General features: G+C 68.0%; 19 protein-coding genes. 11 read left to right on the forward strand and 8 right to left on the reverse strand.

What is annotated here, in order from left to right; genetic code table 11:
• Nucleotides 1-7 precede the first annotated feature (7 nt).
• Both ACWF99_RS07755 and ACWF99_RS07760 read left to right on the forward strand, forming a co-directional pair.
• Nucleotides 8-1210 carry an FAD-dependent oxidoreductase gene (locus ACWF99_RS07755; protein WP_452535406.1) on the forward strand — a complete coding sequence of 401 codons (1203 nt, stop codon included), beginning with the start codon at nt 8-10 and terminating at the stop codon, nt 1208-1210.
• A complete protein-coding gene (locus ACWF99_RS07760; RefSeq protein WP_452535408.1) occupies nt 1207-2718 on the forward strand; it encodes a class I adenylate-forming enzyme family protein in 1512 nt (503 codons plus the stop codon). The genes ACWF99_RS07755 and ACWF99_RS07760 overlap by 4 nt, the downstream gene beginning before the upstream one ends.
• Here ACWF99_RS07760 and ACWF99_RS07765 read toward each other — a convergent pair.
• From ACWF99_RS07765 to ACWF99_RS07795, 7 genes are read right to left on the reverse strand one after another with little or no spacing between them, the layout of a single operon-like run.
• Nucleotides 2696-3406, reverse strand: a complete 711-nt coding sequence (locus ACWF99_RS07765) for a 5'/3'-nucleotidase SurE (RefSeq protein ID WP_378626820.1) — start codon at nt 3404-3406, stop codon at nt 2696-2698. The two genes, ACWF99_RS07760 and ACWF99_RS07765, sit on opposite strands and share 23 nt — an antisense overlap.
• Nucleotides 3381-4562, reverse strand: coding sequence for an ABC transporter ATP-binding protein (locus tag ACWF99_RS07770; RefSeq protein ID WP_452535409.1), 1182 nt, complete (start codon nt 4560-4562; stop codon nt 3381-3383). Before ACWF99_RS07770 ends, ACWF99_RS07765 begins: the two co-directional genes overlap by 26 nt.
• 5 nt (nt 4563-4567) lie before the next feature.
• Nucleotides 4568-5383: a carbohydrate ABC transporter permease gene (locus ACWF99_RS07775; protein ID WP_378658373.1), complete on the reverse strand. Its 816-nt coding sequence runs from the start codon at nt 5381-5383 to the stop codon at nt 4568-4570.
• Complete coding sequence (locus ACWF99_RS07780; protein ID WP_452535410.1) at nt 5370-6296, reverse strand: carbohydrate ABC transporter permease; 927 nt, start codon at nt 6294-6296, stop codon at nt 5370-5372. Before ACWF99_RS07780 ends, ACWF99_RS07775 begins: the two co-directional genes overlap by 14 nt.
• Entirely contained in the window at nt 6293-7279 is a 987-nt protein-coding gene (locus tag ACWF99_RS07785) for a sugar phosphate isomerase/epimerase family protein (protein WP_452535411.1), read from the reverse strand. The genes ACWF99_RS07780 and ACWF99_RS07785 overlap by 4 nt, the downstream gene beginning before the upstream one ends.
• Nucleotides 7280-7326: 47 nt before the next feature.
• Nucleotides 7327-8619 (reverse strand): extracellular solute-binding protein, encoded by a 1293-nt coding sequence (locus ACWF99_RS07790; protein WP_378626827.1) that lies wholly within the window; start codon nt 8617-8619, stop codon nt 7327-7329.
• Nucleotides 8620-8656: 37 nt separating this feature from the next.
• Nucleotides 8657-9880 (reverse strand): cytochrome P450, encoded by a 1224-nt coding sequence (locus tag ACWF99_RS07795; RefSeq protein ID WP_452535413.1) that lies wholly within the window; start codon nt 9878-9880, stop codon nt 8657-8659.
• Nucleotides 9881-9954: 74 nt separating this feature from the next.
• Between ACWF99_RS07795 and ACWF99_RS07800 the strand changes: the two genes are divergently transcribed.
• From ACWF99_RS07800 to ACWF99_RS07825, 6 genes are all read left to right on the forward strand, one after another.
• The gene (locus tag ACWF99_RS07800) at nt 9955-10158 is read left to right on the forward strand and encodes a hypothetical protein (RefSeq protein ID WP_378658386.1); all 204 of its coding nucleotides are present in this window, start codon (nt 9955-9957) and stop codon (nt 10156-10158) included.
• A 94-nt stretch (nt 10159-10252) separates the two neighbouring features.
• A complete protein-coding gene (locus ACWF99_RS07805) occupies nt 10253-11191 on the forward strand; it encodes a LysR family transcriptional regulator (RefSeq protein ID WP_378626831.1) in 939 nt (312 codons plus the stop codon).
• Between the two features lie 69 nt (nt 11192-11260).
• Nucleotides 11261-11782, forward strand: coding sequence for a DUF4442 domain-containing protein (locus ACWF99_RS07810; protein ID WP_378626832.1), 522 nt, complete (start codon nt 11261-11263; stop codon nt 11780-11782).
• On the forward strand, nt 11782-12660 hold the full coding sequence (locus ACWF99_RS07815) for an alpha/beta hydrolase family protein (RefSeq protein ID WP_452535415.1): 879 nt from the start codon (nt 11782-11784) through the stop codon (nt 12658-12660). Before ACWF99_RS07810 ends, ACWF99_RS07815 begins: the two co-directional genes overlap by 1 nt.
• Before the next feature lie 154 nt (nt 12661-12814).
• Nucleotides 12815-14395: a PfaD family polyunsaturated fatty acid/polyketide biosynthesis protein gene (locus ACWF99_RS07820; RefSeq protein WP_378626836.1), complete on the forward strand. Its 1581-nt coding sequence runs from the start codon at nt 12815-12817 to the stop codon at nt 14393-14395.
• Nucleotides 14392-16230, forward strand: coding sequence for an AMP-dependent synthetase/ligase (locus ACWF99_RS07825; protein ID WP_452535416.1), 1839 nt, complete (start codon nt 14392-14394; stop codon nt 16228-16230). Before ACWF99_RS07820 ends, ACWF99_RS07825 begins: the two co-directional genes overlap by 4 nt.
• On the opposite strand, the gene ACWF99_RS07830 is transcribed toward ACWF99_RS07825, so the two are convergent.
• Nucleotides 16227-16697, reverse strand: coding sequence for a PaaI family thioesterase (locus ACWF99_RS07830; RefSeq protein ID WP_378626839.1), 471 nt, complete (start codon nt 16695-16697; stop codon nt 16227-16229). The two genes, ACWF99_RS07825 and ACWF99_RS07830, sit on opposite strands and share 4 nt — an antisense overlap.
• 274 nt (nt 16698-16971) lie before the next feature.
• Here ACWF99_RS07830 and ACWF99_RS07835 point away from each other — a divergent pair, with 274 nt between their 5' ends.
• From ACWF99_RS07835 to ACWF99_RS07845, 3 genes are all read left to right on the forward strand, one after another.
• A complete protein-coding gene (locus tag ACWF99_RS07835; RefSeq protein ID WP_452535418.1) occupies nt 16972-18174 on the forward strand; it encodes an NAD(P)/FAD-dependent oxidoreductase in 1203 nt (400 codons plus the stop codon).
• Nucleotides 18161-18772 carry a GDSL-type esterase/lipase family protein gene (locus tag ACWF99_RS07840; protein WP_378626842.1) on the forward strand — a complete coding sequence of 204 codons (612 nt, stop codon included), beginning with the start codon at nt 18161-18163 and terminating at the stop codon, nt 18770-18772. The genes ACWF99_RS07835 and ACWF99_RS07840 overlap by 14 nt, the downstream gene beginning before the upstream one ends.
• A 23-nt stretch (nt 18773-18795) precedes the next feature.
• The coding region (locus ACWF99_RS07845; protein ID WP_452535420.1) for a beta-ketoacyl synthase N-terminal-like domain-containing protein at nt 18796-22509 on the forward strand (3714 nt) is incomplete at its 3' end.

Consider the following 22509-nt stretch of genomic DNA (forward strand, 5'->3'; position numbering starts at 1 on the left):
GAAAACTGTGCACGATGTCATTGTTGTCGGCGCGCGCTGCGCCGGCGCCACGGTCGCGATGCTGCTCGCGCGGCGTGGCTACCGGGTGCTATGCGTCGACCAGGCGCTGTTTCCCAAGGATGCCGTGTCGACCCACATGCTGCGGCAGAGTGGTCTGGCGCGACTGCGGGATTGGGGCCTGCTCGATCGGCTGAAAGCCACCGGCTGCACGCCCATCCACTCGATCACCATGTCCTACGCCGATGCCCACTTCTCCGGCTTCTCCGACCCGATCGACGGTATCGCCGAGACCTACGCGCCGCGGCGCATCGTGCTCGACAAGCTGCTGCAGGATGCCGCCCGCGAGGCCGGGGTCGATCTGCGCGAAGGCGTCACCGTGACAGATCTGGTGCGCGACGGTGAGTTCGTCACCGGCATCGTCGGTCGCGACCGCGACGGCGAAACGGTGACCGAACACGCTCGCCTCGTCATCGGCGCCGACGGATACGCGTCCACCGTCGCCCAGCTCACCGGGGCCCAGAAATACGACGTGATCCCGGGGGAGACCTTCACCGCCTATTCCTACTGGTCCGGCCTGAACATGCAGAGCCAGTTGCGGATCGGCGACAAGCAGGCGGTCGGCGGCTGGCCGACCAACGACGGCAAGACGCTGATCTGGTGTGTGCAATACGTCGACCGGTTCGCGCCGTTCCGCACCGATGTCGAGGCCAACTTCTCGTTGGCGTTCAAGGAAACCGCGCCCGACCTCGCCGAACTGCTCGACACCGGCGAACGCGACGAACGGTTCTACATCGCCCGCTACCCGGAGAACTTCTACCGCGAATCGCACGGCCCTGGGTGGGCGCTGGTCGGCGACGCCGGATATCACAAGGACCCCTTCACCGGGCTCGGGATCAGTGACGCGTTCACCTACGCCGACCTGCTCGCCGAGCGGGCGCACGAGGGGCTGTCGGCGGCGCGGCCACTCGACGAAGCGCTCGCCGAGTATCAGGCGCAGCGGGATCGGTCGAGCAAGCCGATGTACCGGTTCACCTGTGAGTCCTCGCGACTGGTGCTGCCGGACAAGCACGTCGAGGTGATGCGCGCGTTGCCGAGCAGTGCGAAGCACACGCAGCAGTGGTTCCGGATGATGGCGGGCGGGCTCAGCGGCCGGGACTTCTTCGCCGAGGACAACCTCGCCGCGCTGCTGGACCCGCAGGGTGCGCGATGACCGTGCAACCGTTCGAGACCGCCGGCATCTTTCGCGACGAGCACGGTGTCGCGCACTACGCCGACCTGCCCGATTCCCTGGTGGACATGCTGCGCCGCACCGTGAAGACGTGGCCCGAGCAGGAAGCCGTCGTCGAGATCGGTGGCGAGCGACTCTCGTACCGGCGACTGTGGGACCGGGCCGCCGAGGTCTCCGGTGGGTTGCGGGACAAGGGAATCCAGCCGGGCGATCGTGTCGCCATCTTGTTGAACGCCGGAACGGAGTGGGTGGTCGGCTTTCTCGGAACCGTGCTCGCGGGTGCGGTTGCCGTGCCGGTCAACACCCGATTCGCGGACCCCGAAATCGATTATGTCCTGACCGATTCCGATGCCGCGTTCAGTCTGCGGCCGAACGAAGCACTGCCCCAGGGCGATCCCTACGTCCACGAGGGCGCGGGCCCCACGGACCTGGCCGCGATCTTCTACACCAGCGGGACGACCGGACGACCCAAGGGGGCGATGACCACGCATCGCAACCTGCTGTCCACCGTGGAGAACGTGCGCCGGCTCGCCCACATCGCCGCCGACGAAGGCCCGACCCTGCGGAACCTGGTCTCCGTGCCGTTGTTCCACGTCACCGCCTGCAACAGTCAGCTGATTCCCCAGCTGGCCATCGGCGGCAGCACGATCATCCTGCCGCAGTTCAAGATTCAGGCTTTCCTGCGGGCGATCGTCGACGAGCGGATCACCTCGCTCACCAATACTCCCGCCATCTACTACCTCGCGTTCCGGCAACCCGACTTCGCCGACTTCGATCTGAGCGCGGTGAACCGGGTCGCCTACGGCGGCGCGCCGGTCGCTCCCGCGCTGGTCGCCGAGATCGCCCGGCACTTTCCGAACGCGCGGCTGGCCAACGGGTTCGGTCTGACCGAGACCTCGTCCATCGCGACCTACCTGCCCCACGAATGGGCCACCGAACACGCGGAATCGGTGGGGTTCGCCGCGCCGATCATCGACCTGGCCATCGACGCGCCCGATCCGGTCAGCGGAGTCGGCGAACTGCTCATCCGCGGTGCCACTGTCGTCGCCGGATACTGGAACAACCCCACCGCCACCGCCGCGACCTTCGTCGACGGCTGGCTGCGCACCGGTGACCTCGCCCGCATCGACGAGCGGGGACTGGTGTCGATCGCCGATCGGGCCAAGGACATGATCAACCGCGGCGGCGAGAACGTCTACTGCGTCGAGGTGGAGAACGCCCTCGCCGGGGCCCCGGGCATCGGCGAATCCGCGGTGGTCGGGGTGCCCGACGACATGATGGGCGAGAAGGTCGGCGCGGTGGTGGTGCCGGTCGAGGGTGTCGAGTTCGACGAAGCCGCCGTGCTCGACTACCTGCGCGAACGGCTCGCCGATTTCAAAGTGCCCCAGTACTTCTCGGTGCGTACGGCGCCGTTGCCGCGCAACCCCGGCGGGAAGGTCGTGAAGACCGCGTTGCGGTCCGAACCGTTCAAGCCCGCCGGACGAGGGTGATGCTGGTCCGCCGCTGTTCGGCGAAGGCGTGGATGTCGTCGTCGGGCGCCAGATCCTCGGCACGGTAACCGATCGTGCTGAGGATGGCGCCCTGGGCGATGTCGAAGACATCGGTGTAGTACAGCGCGCGGCTGACCCTGGTGTAGGCCGGATCCGCGCCCCGGTCGGTGCCGGACAGGTTGACGTTCGCGGTGAACCAGCCTGCCCGCGCTGTGAGCAGCGTGGTGAGTACCCCGGCTGTCGCCTTGGGGACCCAGCTCCAATCCCAATCGTGCGGCGCGTTCCACGGACCACCGAACTCGCGCGAGAGCGCGATGCCGGGCACCCCGCGCGCTCCCGCCTCCTGGACGGCACCGTAGGTGCCGCTGACATTGAGTGTGGCGCCGATGTTCTCGCCCGCGTTCACCCCGCTCAGGCACAGATCCACCGGCGCGATGACCCCGGAGGTCAGCGCGAACACCACGCAGGCCGCCGGGGTCGACCCCACGTGAATCGTGGGGATTCCGGCGGTCGGCGCCGCCCACTCCCACTCCACCGCGACGCCACTGCGCCGGGACTGGCTCGCGCCCGACATCGGACCGCTCGGTGCTACCACCGTCGCGTCGATGCCGAGCGCCCGCACGGCTTCCGCTAACGCCAGGAGCCCCGGCGCGCGGTATCCGTCATCGTTGGTGATCAGCAGGTGCATCGAATTCCGTTATCCGGGAGCCGGTGTCGGGGTCGAACAGGTGCAGCCGGTGGGCCGGGACGAACACCTGGATCCGTGCGCCGACGGCCGGGGCCGGATCGTTGGCGGGCAGCGTCACGGCCCAGCGGCCCGATTCGCCGGTGCACTGCGCGATCTTGGAGTCACCGGTGAACTCGACCAGCTCCACCACACCGTGCACGAGCAAGCCCGGGCCGTCGTGGTCACGGAGCGTGCCGTCACCGGGCCGCCAGCCCAGTTTCAGTTCGGCGGGAACACCGGGGACAGCCTGGGGGATCAGTACTTCCAGTCCGCGCCCGGTCATCTCGTCCCCGGCTTCGTTCATCGTCACCGTCGCCAGGTTCATCGGCGGGCTACCCAGGAACGTCGCGACGAACAGATCGACCGGTCGCCGGTACACCTGCGCCGGACTACCGACCTGCAACACCCGCGAGTTGTTCATCACCACCAGGTGGGTGGCCATCGACAATGCCTCGAGCTGGTCATGGGTGACGAGCACGACGGTATTGCCGAGCTCGCGATGCAGCCGTACCAGCTCGACCCGGGCCTGCTGGCGCAGCTGCGCGTCGAGCGCGGACAGCGGTTCGTCGAGCAGCAGCACCTTCGGCTGCCGAACGATCGCCCTGGCCAGCCCGACCCGCTGACGCTGACCGCCCGAGAGCTGAGCGGGCTTGCGGTGGCGCAGTTCGCTCAGTCCGAGGCTGTCGCACGCGCCGGCCACCCGTCGTTCGATCTCGGTGCGGTCCAGCCCGGACTTGCGGTTGTGCTTGCCCTCGAGCCGAAGGCCGAAGGAGATATTGCGCTCGACGGTCATGTGCGGGTACAGCGCGAAATCCTGGAACACCATCGAGACTCCGCGTCGTCCCGGCGCCACCTCGGTGACGTCGGCGCCGTCGATGAGCACCCGTCCCGCGGTGGGGGTGATCAGGCCCGACACCACGCCGAGCGCGGTCGACTTGCCGCAGCCGGACGGGCCGACCAGCACGGTCAGCGATTGTCCGGGTACGTGCAGCAGGTCGACGTCGAGGGCCGGGCGGTCCTCGTCGTATTGCTTGGTGATGCCGTCGAGCACCACGCCGGCCGAGAGATCGAGCTCGGTGGTCAGCACCGGGGGCTCGCTCACACTGAGACTGGTCATGTCGATTACCGAACCCCTGAATGAAGGAAGGCGTCCGCGATCCGTCGCGACGCCAGGACATAGATGATGACGACCGGCAGTGATGCCAGCATCGCCGCGGCGAGCATCGGGCCGTACTCCGCGCTCTCCGGACCGAGGAACAGGGCCAGACCCGGCTGGATGGTCGTGTCCTCCGGATCGGGCATCACCAGCAGCGGCCACAGGAATTCGTTCCACGTACTGATGAACAGCAGGATCGCCACCGCGCCCAAGGCCGGGCGCAGTACGCCGAGCACCACGTGGCGCAGGATCTCCCACGACGTGGCGCCTTCGAGCACCGCCGCACCGATCAGCGATTGCGGCACCGAACGAATGTGGTCGCGCAGCAACAGCACCGCGAGCGCGCTGACACCGAGCTGCGGGATGATCACCCCGATCGTGTGGCCCTGCCAGCCCAGCTTCGCGGTCATCAGGAACTGCGGGATGATCAGCGCCTGCGGCGGGATCAGCAGCGAAATACCGACGGCCGCAAGGACGAAGCCACGGCCGCGGGCCTTGTCGAAACGCACCAGCGCGTAGGCGGCGGGCAGTGCGACCAGCATCGTCGCGATGGTGACGCCGGCGGCCATGATGAACGTGTTGAGCAGCAGCCGCCCGATCGGGAACCGGCCTACCGCCATCTCGTAGTTCTCCAGGCTGGCCGGATACGGGAGCGGGTTCAGATCGAAGATCGTCGACACCGGTTTGAAGGAAGTGGTCAGCGCCAAGACCACCGGGAACAGCATCAGCACAATGGCTGTGATCAGAAGCAGGTGTCTGCCGATCGCGTCACCGCGTCGCACGGAATCTCCTCGAGAGCAGGGTGTGGACGGTCAGGAGCAGCCCGAACGCGAGCGCGATGACGATGGCCGCCGCCGATGCGGTGCCCGCGTCGAAAAAGGTGAAACCGTAGGTGTAGAGCCGGTAGTAGACGTTGTCGGTGGCATTGCTGGGTCCGCCACGGGTGAGCACACCGATATTGGTGAACAGCCAAGGCCACACCACCACCATCGACAGCATCCCGAGCAGGATGATCGGGCGACGCAGTTGCGGCAGGATGATCGACCGGGTGATCTCACCTTCGGTGGCGTCGTCCAGGCGCGCGGCGTCGACGATGCGACGGTCCAGATTCGCCAGCGCCGCTCCGAACAGCAAAGTGTTGAGTGCCACCACCTTCGGTGCCGTGACCACGACGATGGTCGGCAACGCGGTGGCCGGGTCACCGAGCCAGTTGACCGGCTCCACTCCGACGAATCCGAGCGTTTGATTCACGATGCCGTACAGCGGGTCCAGAATGAACTGCCACGACAGCGCGTTGGCGACCGGCGCGAGCACGACCGGCAGGAACAACAGCATCCGGTAGAACTCGCTGACCCGGCCCGGGCGCTTCCACAGCGCGATGGCCAGCGCGCACGGTACGACCGTCGCGAACGGCAGCACGAACAGCGCGTACTTCAGCGTGTTCCAGGCCGCGTTGCCGAATTCCGGTTCGGTGATGAGGGTTTCGTAGTTCTTCAGACCGTTGAACTCGATGTCGGGGGACACCAGGTTCCAGTCCAGAAAGCTGAGCACCGCGGTGAACACGAGCGGACCGTAGACCCACACGGCGATCGAGAGCATGGTCGGCGAGAAGTACAGCCAGGCGAGCCCGGTCGCGGCGGGGCGTTCGGCCACGCGCGCCTTCGGCGTTACCTCGGGGGTCTTGGTGAGCGTCATGAACGGGCTCGCACACCGAGCATCCGCAGGGTGGTGTCCAGGGCTTCCGCGTAATGGCGGGCGTGGCGCATCTCGATGATGATCGCCGGATCGCGGGGGAACGACGTCGCCAGGACCTCCGCCAGCGGGATCGTGCCCCAGCCGGGTGGCAGGTGCAGATCGCCCTCACCGAGGAGTTCGAGTTCGTACGGGCTGGCATCGGGCTGGCGGGCCATCCGGCCGAAATTGTCGTGCAGGTGAACATGGCCGACAACCGGGGCGACCTCGCGTATCGCGGCGAGGTAGTCGTAGTTCAGGTAGCCGGCCGACAGGTACGCGTGGCCGACGTCGAGGCACATCGTCACCGCGGGGTGATCGATCTGCTGCACCTGCTCGGCGACCATGTCCAGGCGCATCCCGTAGGAACGGCGGGTGAGTACCGCGGGACCCGGCGCCCGGTTCTCGACGGCGATCGTGACCCCGCGCGCGCCGGATTCGTCGGCCAGCTCGCGCAGCATCGTGCGCTCGGTCGCCATGCCCGCGGTGAGTGCCGCACCGTCGCTGTAGAGGTTCGGCAGCACTCCGGCGTGGTAGACCAGCACCTCGGCGCCGATCGCGGCGGCCACCTCCAGATCCGCCAGCAGACCGAGTTGCTGCGCGGAGGCGGAGCCCGTGTCGAGCAGATTGCCGGTCCGTCCGGACGAATGCCACGAACTGTGCAGGGTCAGCCGGAGTCGGCAATCGGCGAGCGCGTCGCGTAGCGCCGCCAGCCGGGAGCGCTGCACCCGTCCGCCGATCACCACCCCGAGGCCGCAGCCACCGAGCTCGGCGTAGCCGAATCCGGCGGTCGCGGCCTCATCGAGGAATTCGCGCATCTCCTCGAAATCGGAGCGCAGGAGCTGCTTTCCCGACCACGGATTGACCGTCAGGCCGATCTTGTTCGGGATCGCGCCGCCGTCGGTCGAACCGTTCGGCGGCGTGTGTGCGAATACCTGGTGTGACAACGGTGTCTCTCTTCGAGGGGGTGGTGGTCAGCGGATGGTGCGTGAACTCAGTTGAGTCCGCGGATCTTCGCGGCGGCGGCGCGCAGGGTCGCCGCCGGGTCGGCGCCGCGAAGGACGATCGGTTCGACGGCTTCGTCCTGGAGGATGACGACGCCCTGGTTGGACTGCTTGCCCGGGAAGGCGGTGTAGGGAGCCAGATCGGCCATCTGCTTGACAGCCGAGCCGAGTCGCGGATCGGCCGAGGACTCCGCCGCGGTCCGCAGCGGCAGGTAGCCCATCTGCGAGGCGATGAGCTTGAAGCTCTCATCGTTGGTCATGAACTGCACGAACTTCCACGCCGCCTTCGCCTTGGCGGCGTCCTTGGCCACGACCGTCAGGCCGGAGCCGGAGAAGGTGGGGCGGGCAGGTAGGTTGTCGAAGGCGGGCAGCGGCGCCACCTGCAGGGCGAACTTGCCCTTGGCTGCCGCGTCGAGGGTCAGCAGACCACCGCCGGTGGTGACCAGCATGCCGAGCTTGCCCGAGTTGAAAGCGCTTTGCGCGGAGGCGAAGTCGACCGCGGGCTGCACACCGGACTTGGTCAGATCCTGGATCGTCGACAGCGCGGTGATCACCGGGGCCGAGTCGACGGTGACTTCACCGCTGCTCGACACCAGCGCGCCACCGGCGCTGTTGACCAGGGACTGGGTCAGGTAGTCGGACTTGCCCGGGTCGGCCGCCGAGACGTACACGCCCTGCGCCTCGGTCTTGTCCTTGATCGCCTGCGCGGCCTGCTTGAGCTGGGCCATCGTCTTGGGCGGCTGGGCGGGATCGAGCCCGGCGGCGGTGAACAGGTCGGCGTTGTAGAAGACCACCGGGGTGGCCATCATGAACGGCATCGCGACCGGCTTCTTCGCACCGGCGACCGGGGTCGCCTTCAGCACCGACGGCACGAAGCCCGCCATGTGCTTGTTCCACTCGTCGGTGCCGGCGACCTCTTCGAGCGACCGCAGCGGCAAGGTCTGCGAGGCCTGCGCGACCTTGCTCCATCCGATCTGCGCGACATCGGGCGGGTTGCCCGCCACCACTTCGCTCTGGAGTTTGGTGAGCGCGTCGGCCGTCGGGACCGACTGCGGCTTGACGGTGATCTTCGGGTTGGCGGTCTGGAAGTCGTTGATCAACTTCTCGATGCCCTTGCCCAGCGGGTTGGCCTGTCCGTAGGTGTAGGACAGGAAGGTGATGGTCACCGGGTCGTCGGCCGCGGCCGGGGCCGAGGTGTTCTGGCCGCAGGCTGCGAGCAGCGTGGTGACCGCGACGAGCACGATCCCCCATCCGGCCTTACGGCCGTGGTGGTGCGAGTTCATAACAGGCTTTCTGTGGAGGGGGTAGTCGAATCGGAGGTCAACGGAGTCGGACTCCGCCGTGCGTGACGGTCAGAGCGTCGATGCCACGCAGGTTCACATTGGGCCGGTAGCGCAGCGATCCCGGGACGAGCACCGGGTCGATCACCCGGCCGGCAAAGGCGGACAGCGCCGCGGCGCCCTCTGCCCGGCCCAGCGCCGCGGCGAGGCAGAAGTGCGCCCCGGCCGAGAAGGCGAGGTGGTCGGCCGCGCCGCGGGCCACATCGAAGCGGTCGGCGTCGGGGTAGTGCTCGGGATCGCGATTGGCCGCGGCGAGCAGCACCAGCATCGCGGTGCCGGGGCTGATCGCGGTGCCGCTCACCTCCATGTCGCGGGTGGCGATGCGCATCACGAACTGGATCGGCGCGTCGTAGCGCAAAGCCTCGTCGGCGGCGCTGATGCCCAATTCGGGGTCGGCGGCGAGGATCTCGCGCTGGTCCGGGTTCTGGAGCAGGGCCAGCACGCCGTTCGCGATGAGGTTGGCGGTGGTCTCGTGGCCGGCGACCATCAGCAGCACACAGGTGGCGAGCAGTTCGCCCTCGCTGAGCACCTCGCCTTCCTCCTCGACCTCGATGAGTCGCGAGAGCAAGTCGTCGCCGAGGTTGCCGCGCCTGCGGGCGATCAGGTTGACCAGGTAGTTCATCAGCTCGTTGCGCGCGCCCTCGGCGTCGTCGAGGTCGTCGTTGTGGACGACGAGGTTGAAGTCCAGGACACGGCCCAGGCGGCGGGCGGCGGGTTCGAAGTCGCCGAACTCCTCGACGGGGATGCCGAGCAGAGCGCACATGATCCGCACCGGCAGGGGCAGCGCGAATTCGGAGATCACGTCGAATTCGCTCTTACTCGCGATATTTTCGATGAGTTCGTCCACGATCGAGTGGATCTGCGGCTGCGAGGCCCGAATAACCCTGGGCGTGAAGGCCTTCGACACGAGCCGGCGAATGCGGGTGTGCGCGGGCGGATCGAGGAACAGCAGGGACTCCGGGCGCTCCGGGTGATCCTTGCCGAGCCGGGAAAGCTTGGGGTCGTTGCGCACCGACGGATCGCGCAGCACCTGCTGGCAATCGGCGTAGTTGGCGATGATCACGAGGTCGCCGCCTTTGGTGACCAACGGGGACTTCGTGCGCAGGGCGCGGTGGACGGGATACGGATCGGGTCGGGTATCGGGAGCGAACAGTTCGGCCAGTGTCGACTCGGCGTCGTGCTGGCTGGCAACCGTGGTCGTCATATTCTGGGCTCCTTCGAAAATCGGCGTCGAAATTACTTCGCCTGCACCGGATAAAAGTCTTCCACTCCGGTGTCGTGGGCGACAACGCGGAACGCATTATTGATCAATTGCGGTACGAAATGGATCGCCCTGTCAAGACGGGGATCATCGGGTTTTTCCGAGTCAGCGATTCGAGTGCCGAATCGACCGTGTTCATCGTGCTGCTCGCGGCGCCGGTCACCGCGAGGCGGGGTGGACACGCCGTACAAATGGCAGGAATTCGGTCGCTGCTCATCTGAGCTTCACGGGCCCGTTCCCCGATGACGTGCGGTGCCGCTATACAAGGTGCATATCTCGGACGAGTCACGTACCTGATCACGCGAGGCGCGCACTATGGAGACACGGCATATCGAGGCATTTCTTGCCATCGCTGACGAACTGCACTTCGGAAGGGCGGCCGCCAGGCTCCACCTCACGCAACCGTCACTCAGCCAGCAACTCAAGCGCCTGGAACGCCATCTCGGCGTCGAACTGGTGTCACGGACGTCGCGGGTGGTGCAGCTGACCCCCGCGGGCGAGGCGTTCCGCGCCGACGCGCGACGGATTCTCGGGGAGGTGCACTCGGCGACCAACACCGTCCGCGACATCGCGGCCGGGCGGATGGGCAAGATCAACATCGGGTTCAACGGGCGGGCCGGGCAGCTCATCATGCCCAGGTCACTGGCCCAATTGCACGCGCATTACCCCAATATCACCACCAAACTCAGCTCGGGTCGCTCCGGGCCGCAGCTCACCGCTCTCACGCGCGGGGAGCTCGATGTCGGGCTGCTCTACGGCGGCGCGTCCAACGGCGGGTCGGTGCTGTCGCGGTGTCTGCTGCAGATGCGCATCGGCGCGCTGGTGGGGCAGGGGCACCGGTGGGCCGACCGGTCCTCGATCTCGATCCGCGAACTGGCCGAAACGCCGTGTGTGCTGTTCAACCGCGAGGTGAGCCCGGCGATGTACGACGCCATCATGACCGCGGGCGAGCGGGCGGGCGCGTTCCCGAAGGTCGCCGAGTACATGAACGACTCGGTGGCCACCGAGATCACCGTGGCCGCCCGCCGGTATGTGGGGTTCGCGTCGTTCATCAGCATGGACGAGCCGCGGCCGATGGGTTTGAAGGTGGTTCCCCTCGTCGATCCGGAACCGGTGGTGGAATTACAGGTCGCCTGGCGCGTCGACAGTCCCAACGAAGTGGTGCAGGTATTCCTGGACAGCCTCGATTCTACGAAGAATTTCCTGCAATCCACTATCCGCGGCAAGGTGTACGGAGAACCGCTGGCGAGTTGATTACCATTCGGTCGATTGAGATCGGCAATGGAAATCCGAATCGGCGGGTGCGGATGGTGCAATTAATTCATGGCACCTGAACTGAAAACCTCAGCCACCCTCGGTTCGGTATTCGAGGCGATCGATCCGGATAACCCCGACTTCTTGCATCTGCAGCGAATTGTGAGCAAGTTGGTCCCCTTCGGTACCCACGCGGGGACCGAGATCACCGAAATCGGTCCGCACCGCGCGATCGTGGAAATTCCCGACGAGCCCTACGTCCTGAACCATCTGCGTACCGTGCACGCCGGTGCGCAATTCCTGGCCGCCGATATCGCCGGCGCGTGCGCCTTCGTGGGCGCGCTGGCGTCGCGGTTGTCGGCCATCGACACCCTGGTGCTGCGCGACGCGCGGCTGTCGTTCCGCAAGCCCGCCCTCGGCCGGATCCGGGCGATCGGGGTCATCGACCCGAGCGACGTCGCGACGGTACTGGCGGCCAAGGGTGGCCAGCGGCTGGATGTGGACGCGCGGGCGCTGATGTACGACACGGCGGGTGTGCTGGTCGGCAAGGTCGCGCTCGACTACGTCTGCACGCTGGCCGCGGAGGCGTGATGAGTGAGCAACGCGCCCAGATCGTCGGGCTGGAATCGACCACCGTCGCCACCCCCGACGGCGCCACCCTGGCGGTCCGCCTGCTGCCGCAGGCGGATCCGGCCGCACCGGTGGTGCTGATCCTGCCCGCCATGGCCATCAAGGCCAAGTACTACCTGCCGCTGGTCACGGCCTTGCACGCGGCCGGACTGACGGCCGCTGTCCTCGATCTGCGCGCGCAGGGCGACAGCCTGCCCGCACTGGGGGAAGGTCCCGGGTTCGGCTATCGCGAGCTGATCGAGGTGGACCTGCCCGCCGTGGCGGACGCGCTGCGCGAGCGGTTCCCCCAGGCGCCGCTGCACCTGTTCGGGCACAGCCTCGGCGGACAGCTCGCGTTGCTGTTCGCCGCGGCCGAACCGGATCGGGTCGCGAGCATCACGACGATCGGTACCGGTTCGGTGTATTGGTGGTCGTTCGAACTGCGCAGGCGCCTCGAGGTGCTGGCGCGCGGCCTGTCGGTCGGTGCGGTCACCCGGCTGCGCGGCCGGTGGACCGGCGGTGGCGGCATCGGGCCGATGACCGCGGGCGTGATGATCGACTGGGCCCGGCACCTGCGGACCGGCAACTACCGGCCCAGCGGCAGTGCCCGCGACTACGACCGGTTGCTGCGCGAATTCACGCTGCCGGTCCTGCTCATCTCGCTCGACGGCGACCCGCTCGGCCCCGAGTCCACGGTGCGGTTCCTGAGCAAGCGGATGGGCGCCGCCCAGCAGCACCGCTGGCACATCGACCGGACCTCGGGCTTCACCCACATCGGCCATGCGTCGTGGGTGAAGGACAGCGAACTGGTCGCGCCCGCGGTCGCGGCCTGGGTTACCGAAGGCCGACCGCCCCGGTAGCGAGGCCCGACCCCCTCGGAACACGAAGACCGACTGCCTCGCCTCAGGAAGGCCGGCCGCTCCTCGGCGACGACGGTGTCGTTCGCGGCGCCGACCGTCTGCGGCACCTCTCGCTAGCGACCTCTGCCCTCGGGCTCTCAGAAGGATTGGCACAGTGACGACTTCCCTTGCACCCTCGGCGCTCGCCAGGGACGACAACTCCATCTACCGTGCGCTGTCGGAATTGGACAAGCCGGTGTTCGTGGTCCGTGACGATCGCGGTGTCGCGGTGACCACCGATGCCGGTACCGCTCGCGGTGCGCAAGTGCTGGCCGCGGCTCCGGCGCTGCGGCCGGAAACGCTGGGCAACACCGAGTTCCGGCAGACCCACGGCGTGAACTTCGCCTACCACGCCGGTGCGATGGCCAACGGGATCGCCTCGGCGCCGATGGTGGTCGCGATGGCGCGCGCCGGCTTGCTCGCCTCGTTCGGCGCCGCCGGTGTGCTGCCCGCCCGGATCGACGAGGCCCTGGCCACGATCGGGCGTGAGGCGCCGGGAAAACCCTTCGCCTGCAACCTGATCCACAGCCCCAGCGAGAACGCGCTGGAGCGGGCGATCGTCGACGCGTGCCTGCGCCACGAGGTGCGCTGCGTGGAGGCGTCGGCCTTCCTCGACCTGACCCCGCAGGTGGTGCGTTACCGGCTGGCCGGCCTGCACCGTGACCCGAACGGTCAGGTCATCGCCCGAAACCGGGTGATTGCCAAGGTGTCTCGCGCCGAGGTGGCCGAACTGTTCCTGCGCCCGGCGCCGGAGCATCTGGTGCGCGGACTGCTCGACGCGGGAGAGATCACCGCCGAGCAGGCGCAGCTGGCGGCATCGGTTCCGATGGCCGACGACATCACCGGCGAGGCGGATTCCGGTGGCCACACCGACCGCCGTCCGCTGGTGGTGCTGCTGCCCTCGCTGCTGGCGGTGCGCGAACGGATCCAGCGCGAATACGGTTTCGCCCAGCGGGTCCGGGTCGGCGCGGCCGGTGGCATCGGCACCCCGGCGGCCGCCGCGGCGGCCTTCGCGATGGGTGCCTCCTACGTGGTCACGGGGTCGGTCAATCAGGCCACCGTCGAAGCGGCGCAGTCGGAGACGGCGAAGCGGCTGCTGGCCGCGGCGGGCGTCGCCGACACCACCATGGCGCCCTCGTCGGACATGTTCGAACTCGGCGTCGACGTGCAGGTCCTGCAACGCGGCACGATGTTCGCGAGCCGCGCACGGCGGTTGTACGACACCTATCGGCGCTACGACGGCATCGAGGCGATCCCCGCCGCCGAACGCGCCGAAATCGAGCAGCGGATCCTGGCCCGCTCCTTCGACGAGGTGTGGAACGACTGCCTCGGCTACTTCCGTGAGCGCGACCCCGAGCAGATCGCGCGCGCCGAGGGGAACCCGAAACGCCGGATGGCACTGATCTTCCGGTGGTATCTGGGCCGGTCGTCCGGCTGGAGCACGGCCGCGACGCCCGAGCGCACCCTCGACTATCAGATCTGGTGCGGGCCCGCGATGGGCGCGTTCAACGACTGGGTCGCCGGCACCTACCTGGCCGCACCGGCGCACCGCCATGTCGCCGAGGTCGGGCTGCAGATCATGCACGGTGCGGCGTTCGCCACCCGCGTGAGTCAGTTGCGCGCGGCAGGCGTGCGGCTGCCGGGCCGCTGCTCGACCTACGTTCCGGCCCCGCTGACCAGCATCGAGTCACGATGAGTAGCGCCGTGCAGGGAGACAGCGCCGTGCAGGATGACAGCGCCGTGCAGGATGACAGCGCCGTGCAGGGACCGCGGGTCGCGCAGGAATACAGTGTCGCGCCACTGGTCACGATGGCCGATGACGACAACTTGGCCAACGTGGTGTTCCGCAAGGCCGCGGCCGATCCGTCGGCCGTGGTGTTCAGCCGAAAGACGGTCGAGGGCTGGCTCGACGTCGACTACGGCGAGTTCGCGCGACTCGTTCTCGGACTCGCGAAAGGCCTGTTGGCCAACGGGATCGGCGCGGGCGATCGGGTGCTGATCCTCGGTGGGACCAGTTTCGAATGGTCGGCGGCGGACTTCGCCGTGCTGAGCGTGGGCGCGGTAGCGGTACCGGTGTATCCGACGTCGTCGGCCGAGCAGATCCAGCACATCGTGGCCGACGCCCGCCCCAGCGCGTGTTTCGTGGAGACGACCGAGCAGTGCGACCTGATCGGTGCGGCCGCGGGGGACGATCTGCGCGGCCGGGCTTGGCTGCTCGGTTCGTCGTTGCCCGCGCTGATCGAGCAGGGCGATCCGATCGCCGACGCCGAGGCCACCGAGCGTCGGCTGGCGGTACGCGCCGATGATGTCGCGACGATCGTCTACACCAGCGGCACCACGGGCGTCCCCAAGGGCTGCCTGCTGACGCACCGCAATATCTTCGCCGCCGCGGCCAACGTGGTCGAACTCCTCGACACCGTATTCCGCCGCACCCCAGCTGATCCCGCGTCCACACTGCTGTTCCTCCCGCTCGCGCACGTGTACGGGCGGGTCGTGCAGTTCGGGTGTGTATCGGCCGGAGTCCGCACCGGCCTGGTCGCCACCCCCGCGCAACTGCCCGCCGAACTGCCGATCTTTCGACCGACGTTCCTGATCGGTGTCCCCTACGTCCTGGAGAAGATCCGCAAGGCAGCGCGTCAGGCACTCGGCAGTGATCGGTACGACGCCGCGGAGGCGGCGGCGATCGCTGTCGGCCACGCGCGCAGGCGCGGTCAGCAGCCACCGGCGGGCGCGGTGATCGACGCCCGGATCGGCGAACAGTGGCGTGGCATGCTCGGCGGGCGGCTCGAGCACATGGTCGCGGGTGGCGCGTCGCTGGAACCGTCGACGGCGGACTTCTTCACCGGCATCGGTGTGGAGATCATCGGCGCGTACGGCCTGACCGAGGCGTCGTCGACGGTCAGTATGAGTGCGCCGCACGCCAATCGGGCAGGCGCGGTCGGCCGACCGGTGCCCGGCACGACCGTCGCGATCGCCGACGACGGCGAGATCCTGGTCCGGGGCCCGCAGGTCTTCCCCGGGTACTGGCCCGACGGCGGCCACGCGGCCGAGAAGTGGCTGGCCACCGGCGATCTCGGCCGGCTCGACGAGGACGGATTCCTGTTCATCACCGGCCGGCGCAAGGAGATCATCGTCACCAGCGGCGGCAAGAACGTGGCGCCCGCGCCGCTCGAGGACCGGGTTCGCCTGCACGCCTTGGTGAGCAACTGCATGCTCGTCGGTGAAGGCCGACCGTATGTGAGCGCCCTGATCACCGTCGATCCGGTGGTGCTGGCTCGCTGGGCCGCGGAGCACGGTGTCGACGTGTCCGCCGGGGTCCCGACCGAAGACACCCGCTTGCTGGCGGAGATCTCCGCTGGTGTCGAGGCGGCGAACCGGCTCGTCTCCCGTGCGGAGTCGATTCGCCGGTTCGCCGTTCTCGCGGAGGACTTCTCGATGGAGAAGGGTCAGCTGACAGCGTCGTTGCGGTTGCGCCGCGCGGCGATCGAAGCCGATTTCGGCGCCGTCATCGCCACGCTGTATCCGGACTAGGCCGCGCCCAGCCAGCAGAAGTACTCGAGATCCACCTTCGCGAGCAAGGCGCCGCTGTCGTCGTGCAGCAGCGCCTTTCCGGTGATATCGAACTGCTCCTCGGTCCTGCGCCCGACCACCTCGGCCAGGATCGGGGAGCTCACCGTGCCGCTGGCGCGGACGCGACCGCGGGCAGGCCGGAAGAAGGTGGCCTTGGTGCCGCGCAGCACAAAGGTCCGCACGTGCAGGATGCGCGGCGCGATGACGCCGGAAAACGCACCGGCACAGGCTACTTCGGCGGCGAGGAACAGTGCGCCCGCGTGCACCGTGCCCAGGTGATTGCTCATCGCCGGCGCCTCGGGGATCTCGGCCACCGCCGAGCCGGGACCCAGCTCGGTCATCCGCACGCCCACCAGGTTCACGAACGGGACGAGCGTGTCGACGGTCTTGCGGATCTGTTCGTAGTCCGGTGTCGCGGCACCGGTCATATTCGTCAGCCGAGCCTGCGCTGCGGCAATTCCGGGGGCCGGTTCATTTCCAGTTGGCATGCCCCAATTAGCCCATATCGAACCGTTTCTCGTGATGAACGGAAGTTGAATTCAACTATTCATCCGGGCTGCCGGACAGCTAATACTCGACACCATTGTTCTGGAACACCTATTCATGTAATCCGTTTGGAAATCGGTACGCGGATCGAGTGGTTCGTCTCCGTAAAATCGCAACCGGGGCCATAAGCGTTTCATTTACTGAGGAGTCACCCTGATGTATGACGCGATTGTTGTCGGCGCGCGGTGCGCGGGTTCACCGGTCGGCATGTTGCTGGCGAGGCAGGGGCATCGAGTCCTGGTGGTGGACCGTGCCACCTTCCCCAGCGACACCGTCTCGACGCACTACATTCAGCAGCGCGGGCTGGCCAAGCTGGCCCAGTGGGGCCTGCTCGACAAGCTGATCGCCACCGGTGTGCCGGCGATCAAGCGGATGACGGTGTCCTACCTCGACATCGTCATCGCGGGGTTTGCCGATCCCATCCAGGGCATCGATGCCACCTACGCGCCGCGGCGCACCGAACTCGACGCGATCCTGGTCGAGGGCGCCGAGGAGGCCGGTGCCGAGGTTCGCACCGGCTACACCGTGAGTGAACTGATCATCGAAGACGGTGTGGTCGTCGGTATTCGCGGTTCGGTCGCCGGTGGGGAGATCGCCGAGGAGCGGGCCCGCATCGTGATCGGCGCGGACGGCACCAACTCGTTCGTCGCCAACGCTGTCGGCGCCGAGACCTACACGAAGGTCGCGGCCGAGTGCTTCATCTACTACTCCTACTTCAGCGGCCTGTCGCAGTCGGAGTTCCACAGCCGCATCGGCGACAAACAGCAGATCGGCATCTGGCCGACCCACAACGACCAGACCCTCGTCGCGGTCATGCGCAAGATCGACACCTACGCCGATTTCCGCGCCGACGTCGAGGCCAACTTCGTGAAGGTCGCTCGCGAGATCCTGCCCGAGTTCGCCGAGGAACTGGTCACCAAGGGCAAGCGCGAGGACCGCTTCTACCCGATGCGGTATCCGGACAACTACCGCCGCCAGTCGCACGGCGAAGGCTGGGCACTGGTCGGCGACGCGGGCTACCACAAGGACCCGTTCACCGGGCTCGGCATCTCCGACGCGTTCGACTACGCGGCGCTGCTCGCCGAGCGGGTACACGAGGGTCTGAGTGACCAGCGGCCGATGGCCGAGGCGCTCGCCGATTACCAGCGCGAGCGTGACGAGAAATCGCAGTCCGGTTTCGAATTCACCTGCACCATCTCCACGCTCGAACTGACCCCGCAATTGCTGGCTGTTTTCCGTGCGCTGGAAAACAACGAAGAATATGCCAAGGACTTCTTCGCGATGGTCGGCGGCGGAATGACCGGCGAGGAATTCTTCGCACCGGAACGCATAGCGAAATTGCTCGGTGCCAACGCATGAGCTGATGGTGCTCGGCGACAGTTTCGCGGAGGGGCGCGGCGGTTCGGTGAACGCCGACGGCTCCTTCGCGGGATTTGTCGCGCACGTCGAGCACCTGCTCGGAATTTCCGGCGCGACCCTGAACCTCGGCTCCTACGGGGCCACCACCCAGGATGTCCTCGACCGGCAGCTGCCGGTCGCCCTCGCGGCCGATGCTCCGCTGATCGGCGTGATCGTCGGCGGAAACGACCTGGTCACCGACTACGACCCGGATCGCTTCCGCCGCAACCTGCGTCACATCTACGCCGGGCTGGCGCGCCCGGATCGGCTGGTGTTCACCACGAACTGGCCGAACATCCCGGACCGTCTGCCCGGCCTACCCGAATCCGTCCGCACAGTGTTGCGGTCGCGATTCGCGCAAGCCAACGACTATCTCGACGACCTCGTCCACGAGTTCGATCTCGTGCGACTCGATTTGGTGAACGCACCCATCACCGCGGACCCGGTCATGTGGTCCCCGGACGGCATGCATCCGAGTCCGGCGGGCCATCAGCTCATCGGCACGGCGATGGCCGACCTCATCGACGAGGTCCGGACTGTGCGAGTTTCGCAACTCTGAGCAGAAGACAAGGGATAGCAACCATGAACGACCACCTTCGGCACTCCGAAGACCCGGCCATGACGCGTCGACTGGCCGACAATCCGATCGCGATCGTCGGGCTGAGCGGACTGTTCCCCATGGCCGCCAACTTCCGTGACTTCTGGCAGAACGTCGTCGACGCCGCGGACTGCATGTCCGACGTGCCGGCCACGCACTGGAATCTCGACGACTACTACGACGCCGACCCGACGGCGCCCGACAAGACCTATTGCCGCCGCGGCGGTTTCGTGCCCGAGATGCCGTTCAGCGTCACCGAGTTCGGGCTGCCGCCCAACCAGCTCGAGGTCACCACGGTCGTGCAGTTGCTGAGCCTGCTCGTCGCCCGTGACGTGCTCGCCGACGCGGGCGCGGTCGGGTCGGACTGGTACCGGCCCGAGCGCACCGGGGTGGTCCTCGGCGTCGCCGGACCGACCACGCTGTCGCACCCGTTGGCCGCCCGGCTGTCGACGCCGGTGCTCAAGGAGGTCATTCGCAGTTGCGGACTGACGCAGGCCGACGCCGAACAGATCGCGCAGAAGTACGCCGATGCCTTCCCGTCGTGGGAGGAGAACTCGTTCCCCGGTCTGCTGGGCAATGTGATCGCGGGCCGGGTCGCCAACCGCCTCGATCTCGGCGGCATGAACTGCACCGTCGACGCGGCGTGCGCCAGTTCGCTGTCGGCGGTCCACGTCGCGATCAGCGAGCTGGTGTCCGGTCGCGCCGACATGATGATCACCGGTGGCTGTGACACCGAGAACTCGATCTTCGGTTACCTGTGCTTCAGCAAGGTCGGGGCGCTGTCACGGTCCGGTGTCATCAAGCCGCTCGACGACAGTGCCGACGGCACCCTGGTCGGCGAGGGCATCGGCATGATCGCCCTCAAGCGCCTCGCCGACGCCGAGCGCGACGGTGACCGGGTGTACGCGGTGATCAAGGGCATCGGATCGTCGAGCGACGGGCGCTTCAAGAGCATCTATGCCCCGCGCGCCGAAGGCCAGCAGGCCGCCCTGCACCGCGCCTACGAGGACGCGGACTGCTCGCCCGCCACGATCGGGCTGTTCGAGGCCCATGCCACCGGCACCCGCGTCGGCGATCAGACCGAACTCGCCGCGTTGAACGCGGTGCTGCGCGAGGCCACCGACGAGACCGGCTACGCCGCGATCGGCAGCGTGAAATCCCAGATCGGGCACACCAAGGGCGCCGCCGGTGCGGCCAGCCTGATCAAGCTGGCGCTGGCGTTGCACCACAAGATGCTGCCGCCGACGATCAATGTCACCGCGCCGAACAAGGCGCTCGACGACTCCTCGCCGCTCTACATCAACACCAGGACCCGGCCGTGGATTCGTGATCCGCACCGGCCGCAGCGCCGCGCGGCGGCATCGGCGATGGGCTTCGGCGGCACCAACTTTCACGCGATCCTCGAGGAAGCAGGCGACGACCGCGGACACGCGCTCACGATGCACCGCACCGCGCGGGTCCACCTGTGGCACGCCGCCTCGACGGCCGAACTGGCGAGCTTGCTGAGCTCGGACGCCGCCCCGAACGGTGACGCCGGGATTCCGGCCGAGCACGCGCGCGTCGGGTTCGTGGCGCGCGACGACGAGGAAGCGTCGGCACTGCGCGCACTGGCGGTGACCGAACTCGCCGGTGACACCGACGAATGGACTCATCCGCGCGGCATCGTCTTCCGCCGGCGTGCCATGCCCGATCTGAAGATCGGCGCGCTGTTCGCGGGTCAGGGCAGCCAGTACGTGGACATGGGCCTGGCCGCGGTGCTGAACAACCCCACCGTCGCCACCGCCTTCGACGAGGCCAACGCCGTGTTCGCCGACGCCGCCCGGCCGCCTGCCGCAGTGGTGTTCCCGGCGCCGGTGTTCGACCCCGAGCTGCGCAACGCCCAGGAGGCGATGTTGCGGCGCACCGAGTTCGCGCAGCCCGCGATCGCGGCGCTGTCGGTGGGCCAGTACCGGTTCCTGTCCGAGCGCGGCCTGGCCTGCGAAGGGTTCATGGGCCACAGCTTCGGTGAGCTGACCGCGCTGTGGGCGGTGGGTTCGCTCGACGCCGTCGACTACTTCACCCTCGCCAGGGCGCGCGGTGCGGCGATGGCGATCGACACCGACGCCGACGCGGGCACGATGGCGGCGGTACAGGCCGACCGTGAACAGGTCGGTGCGATCCTCGCCGACCATCCCGATGTGAGCGTATGCAACCACAACGCTCCCGACCAGGTAGTGGTCGGAGGCGGCACCGCCGCCGTCGCGGCATTCGTCGCGGCGGGCCGGGCACAGGGGCTGACCGTACGAGAGTTGCCGGTGGCGGGCGCGTTCCACACCCGCTACGTCGCCCACGCGGTCGAGCCGTTCAAGGCGGCGGTGAAGAGCGTCGCCATTCGTGCCCCCAAGGCCAAGATCTACGCGAATTCCCGGGATGCCGAATACGGTGCGCGGGTCGCGACCAACCGGCGCGTGCTCACCGAGCAGCTGCTCGAAACCGTCGAGTTCGTGGCAGGTCTGCGGGCCATGCAGGCCGACGGCTGCAATGTGTTCGTCGAGTTCGGCCCGAAGGCCACGCTCACCTCGCTCGTGCGCCGCACGCTCGGCGCCGAGGTGATCGCCCTGTCCACCGATCAGGGGCCGACCGGCGACAGCGATGTGGCGCTCAAGAAGGCGGCGCTGCACCTGGCGGTGCTGGGTGCGCCGATCGTCGACATCCACCGCCACGACGCCGCACCGTTCGCGGTGCCGGAGGCGCCCGGCATGGTGGTGCGGCTCAACGGCCGTGATTTCGTGCCGGAATCCCGTAAGGAGCTCTACCGCAAGGGAATCGAGGAAAAGGTCGTGTTGGAAGCTGTCACCCAGGCGCGAGCGGCCGCCGAAGCCGATGCCGCGGCACAGGCACAGGTGGTCGCCCGAGCGCACGCCGCCGAGCAGGAGCGAGTCACCGCCGAGACCTACGCCGCCGCACAGGCCGAGGCCGCCCGAACGCACGCCCCCACTCGGGAACTGGTGAGCGCCGAAGCCCCGGCGGCCGCGCCGGTCCGGGCGGGTTCCACGGTCGGGAGTCAGACCGCGACCGGATACGACGCGGCGGCCCAGCAGCACCTCGACATCCACAGCCGATACGCGCAGGGTCAACTCGAGGTCGCCGAAGGGCTGGTCTCGGTACTGCGCGACGCGCAGCGGACGGGTGGCGCCGATGACCGCCTCCACGCGACCGTGCACGCCATCAAGGAACAGAGCCTGGCGATCGGCCGTACCCATGTCCGGGTCAACGAGATCCTCGCCTCGCTGTCGGGCCTCGAACTCGGATCCCCGGCGCCGACCGTCGATGTCGCGACCACGAACGGGACGAACGGCTTCCACGCCGAACTCCCCAGCGGCAACGGAAACGGCAGCCACACCCACGCGGCGGCGCTGCTCGACCACCGGACGGCCCCGCATCCCTCGGCGCCGAACGCTCAATCACCTGCTCCACAACGGAATACGGCACCGTCGCCGATCCACGACCCCCAGCCGACGCGAGCGGCGGACGTGGCCCCGGCACGCCAGGCGGTCGACGTCGAGACCCTGCCCCAGACCACGGCGCCCGGTGCCCTCGCGGTGAGTGAGACCCCGGCGCTCGATGCCGAAGCGGTGTGGTCGGTGCTGTCGCAGGTGGTTTCGGAGAAGACGGGTTACCCGCCGGAGATGCTGGCGTTGTCGTTGGATCTGGAAGCC

Source organism: Nocardia sp. NPDC055002, assembly GCF_053608825.1.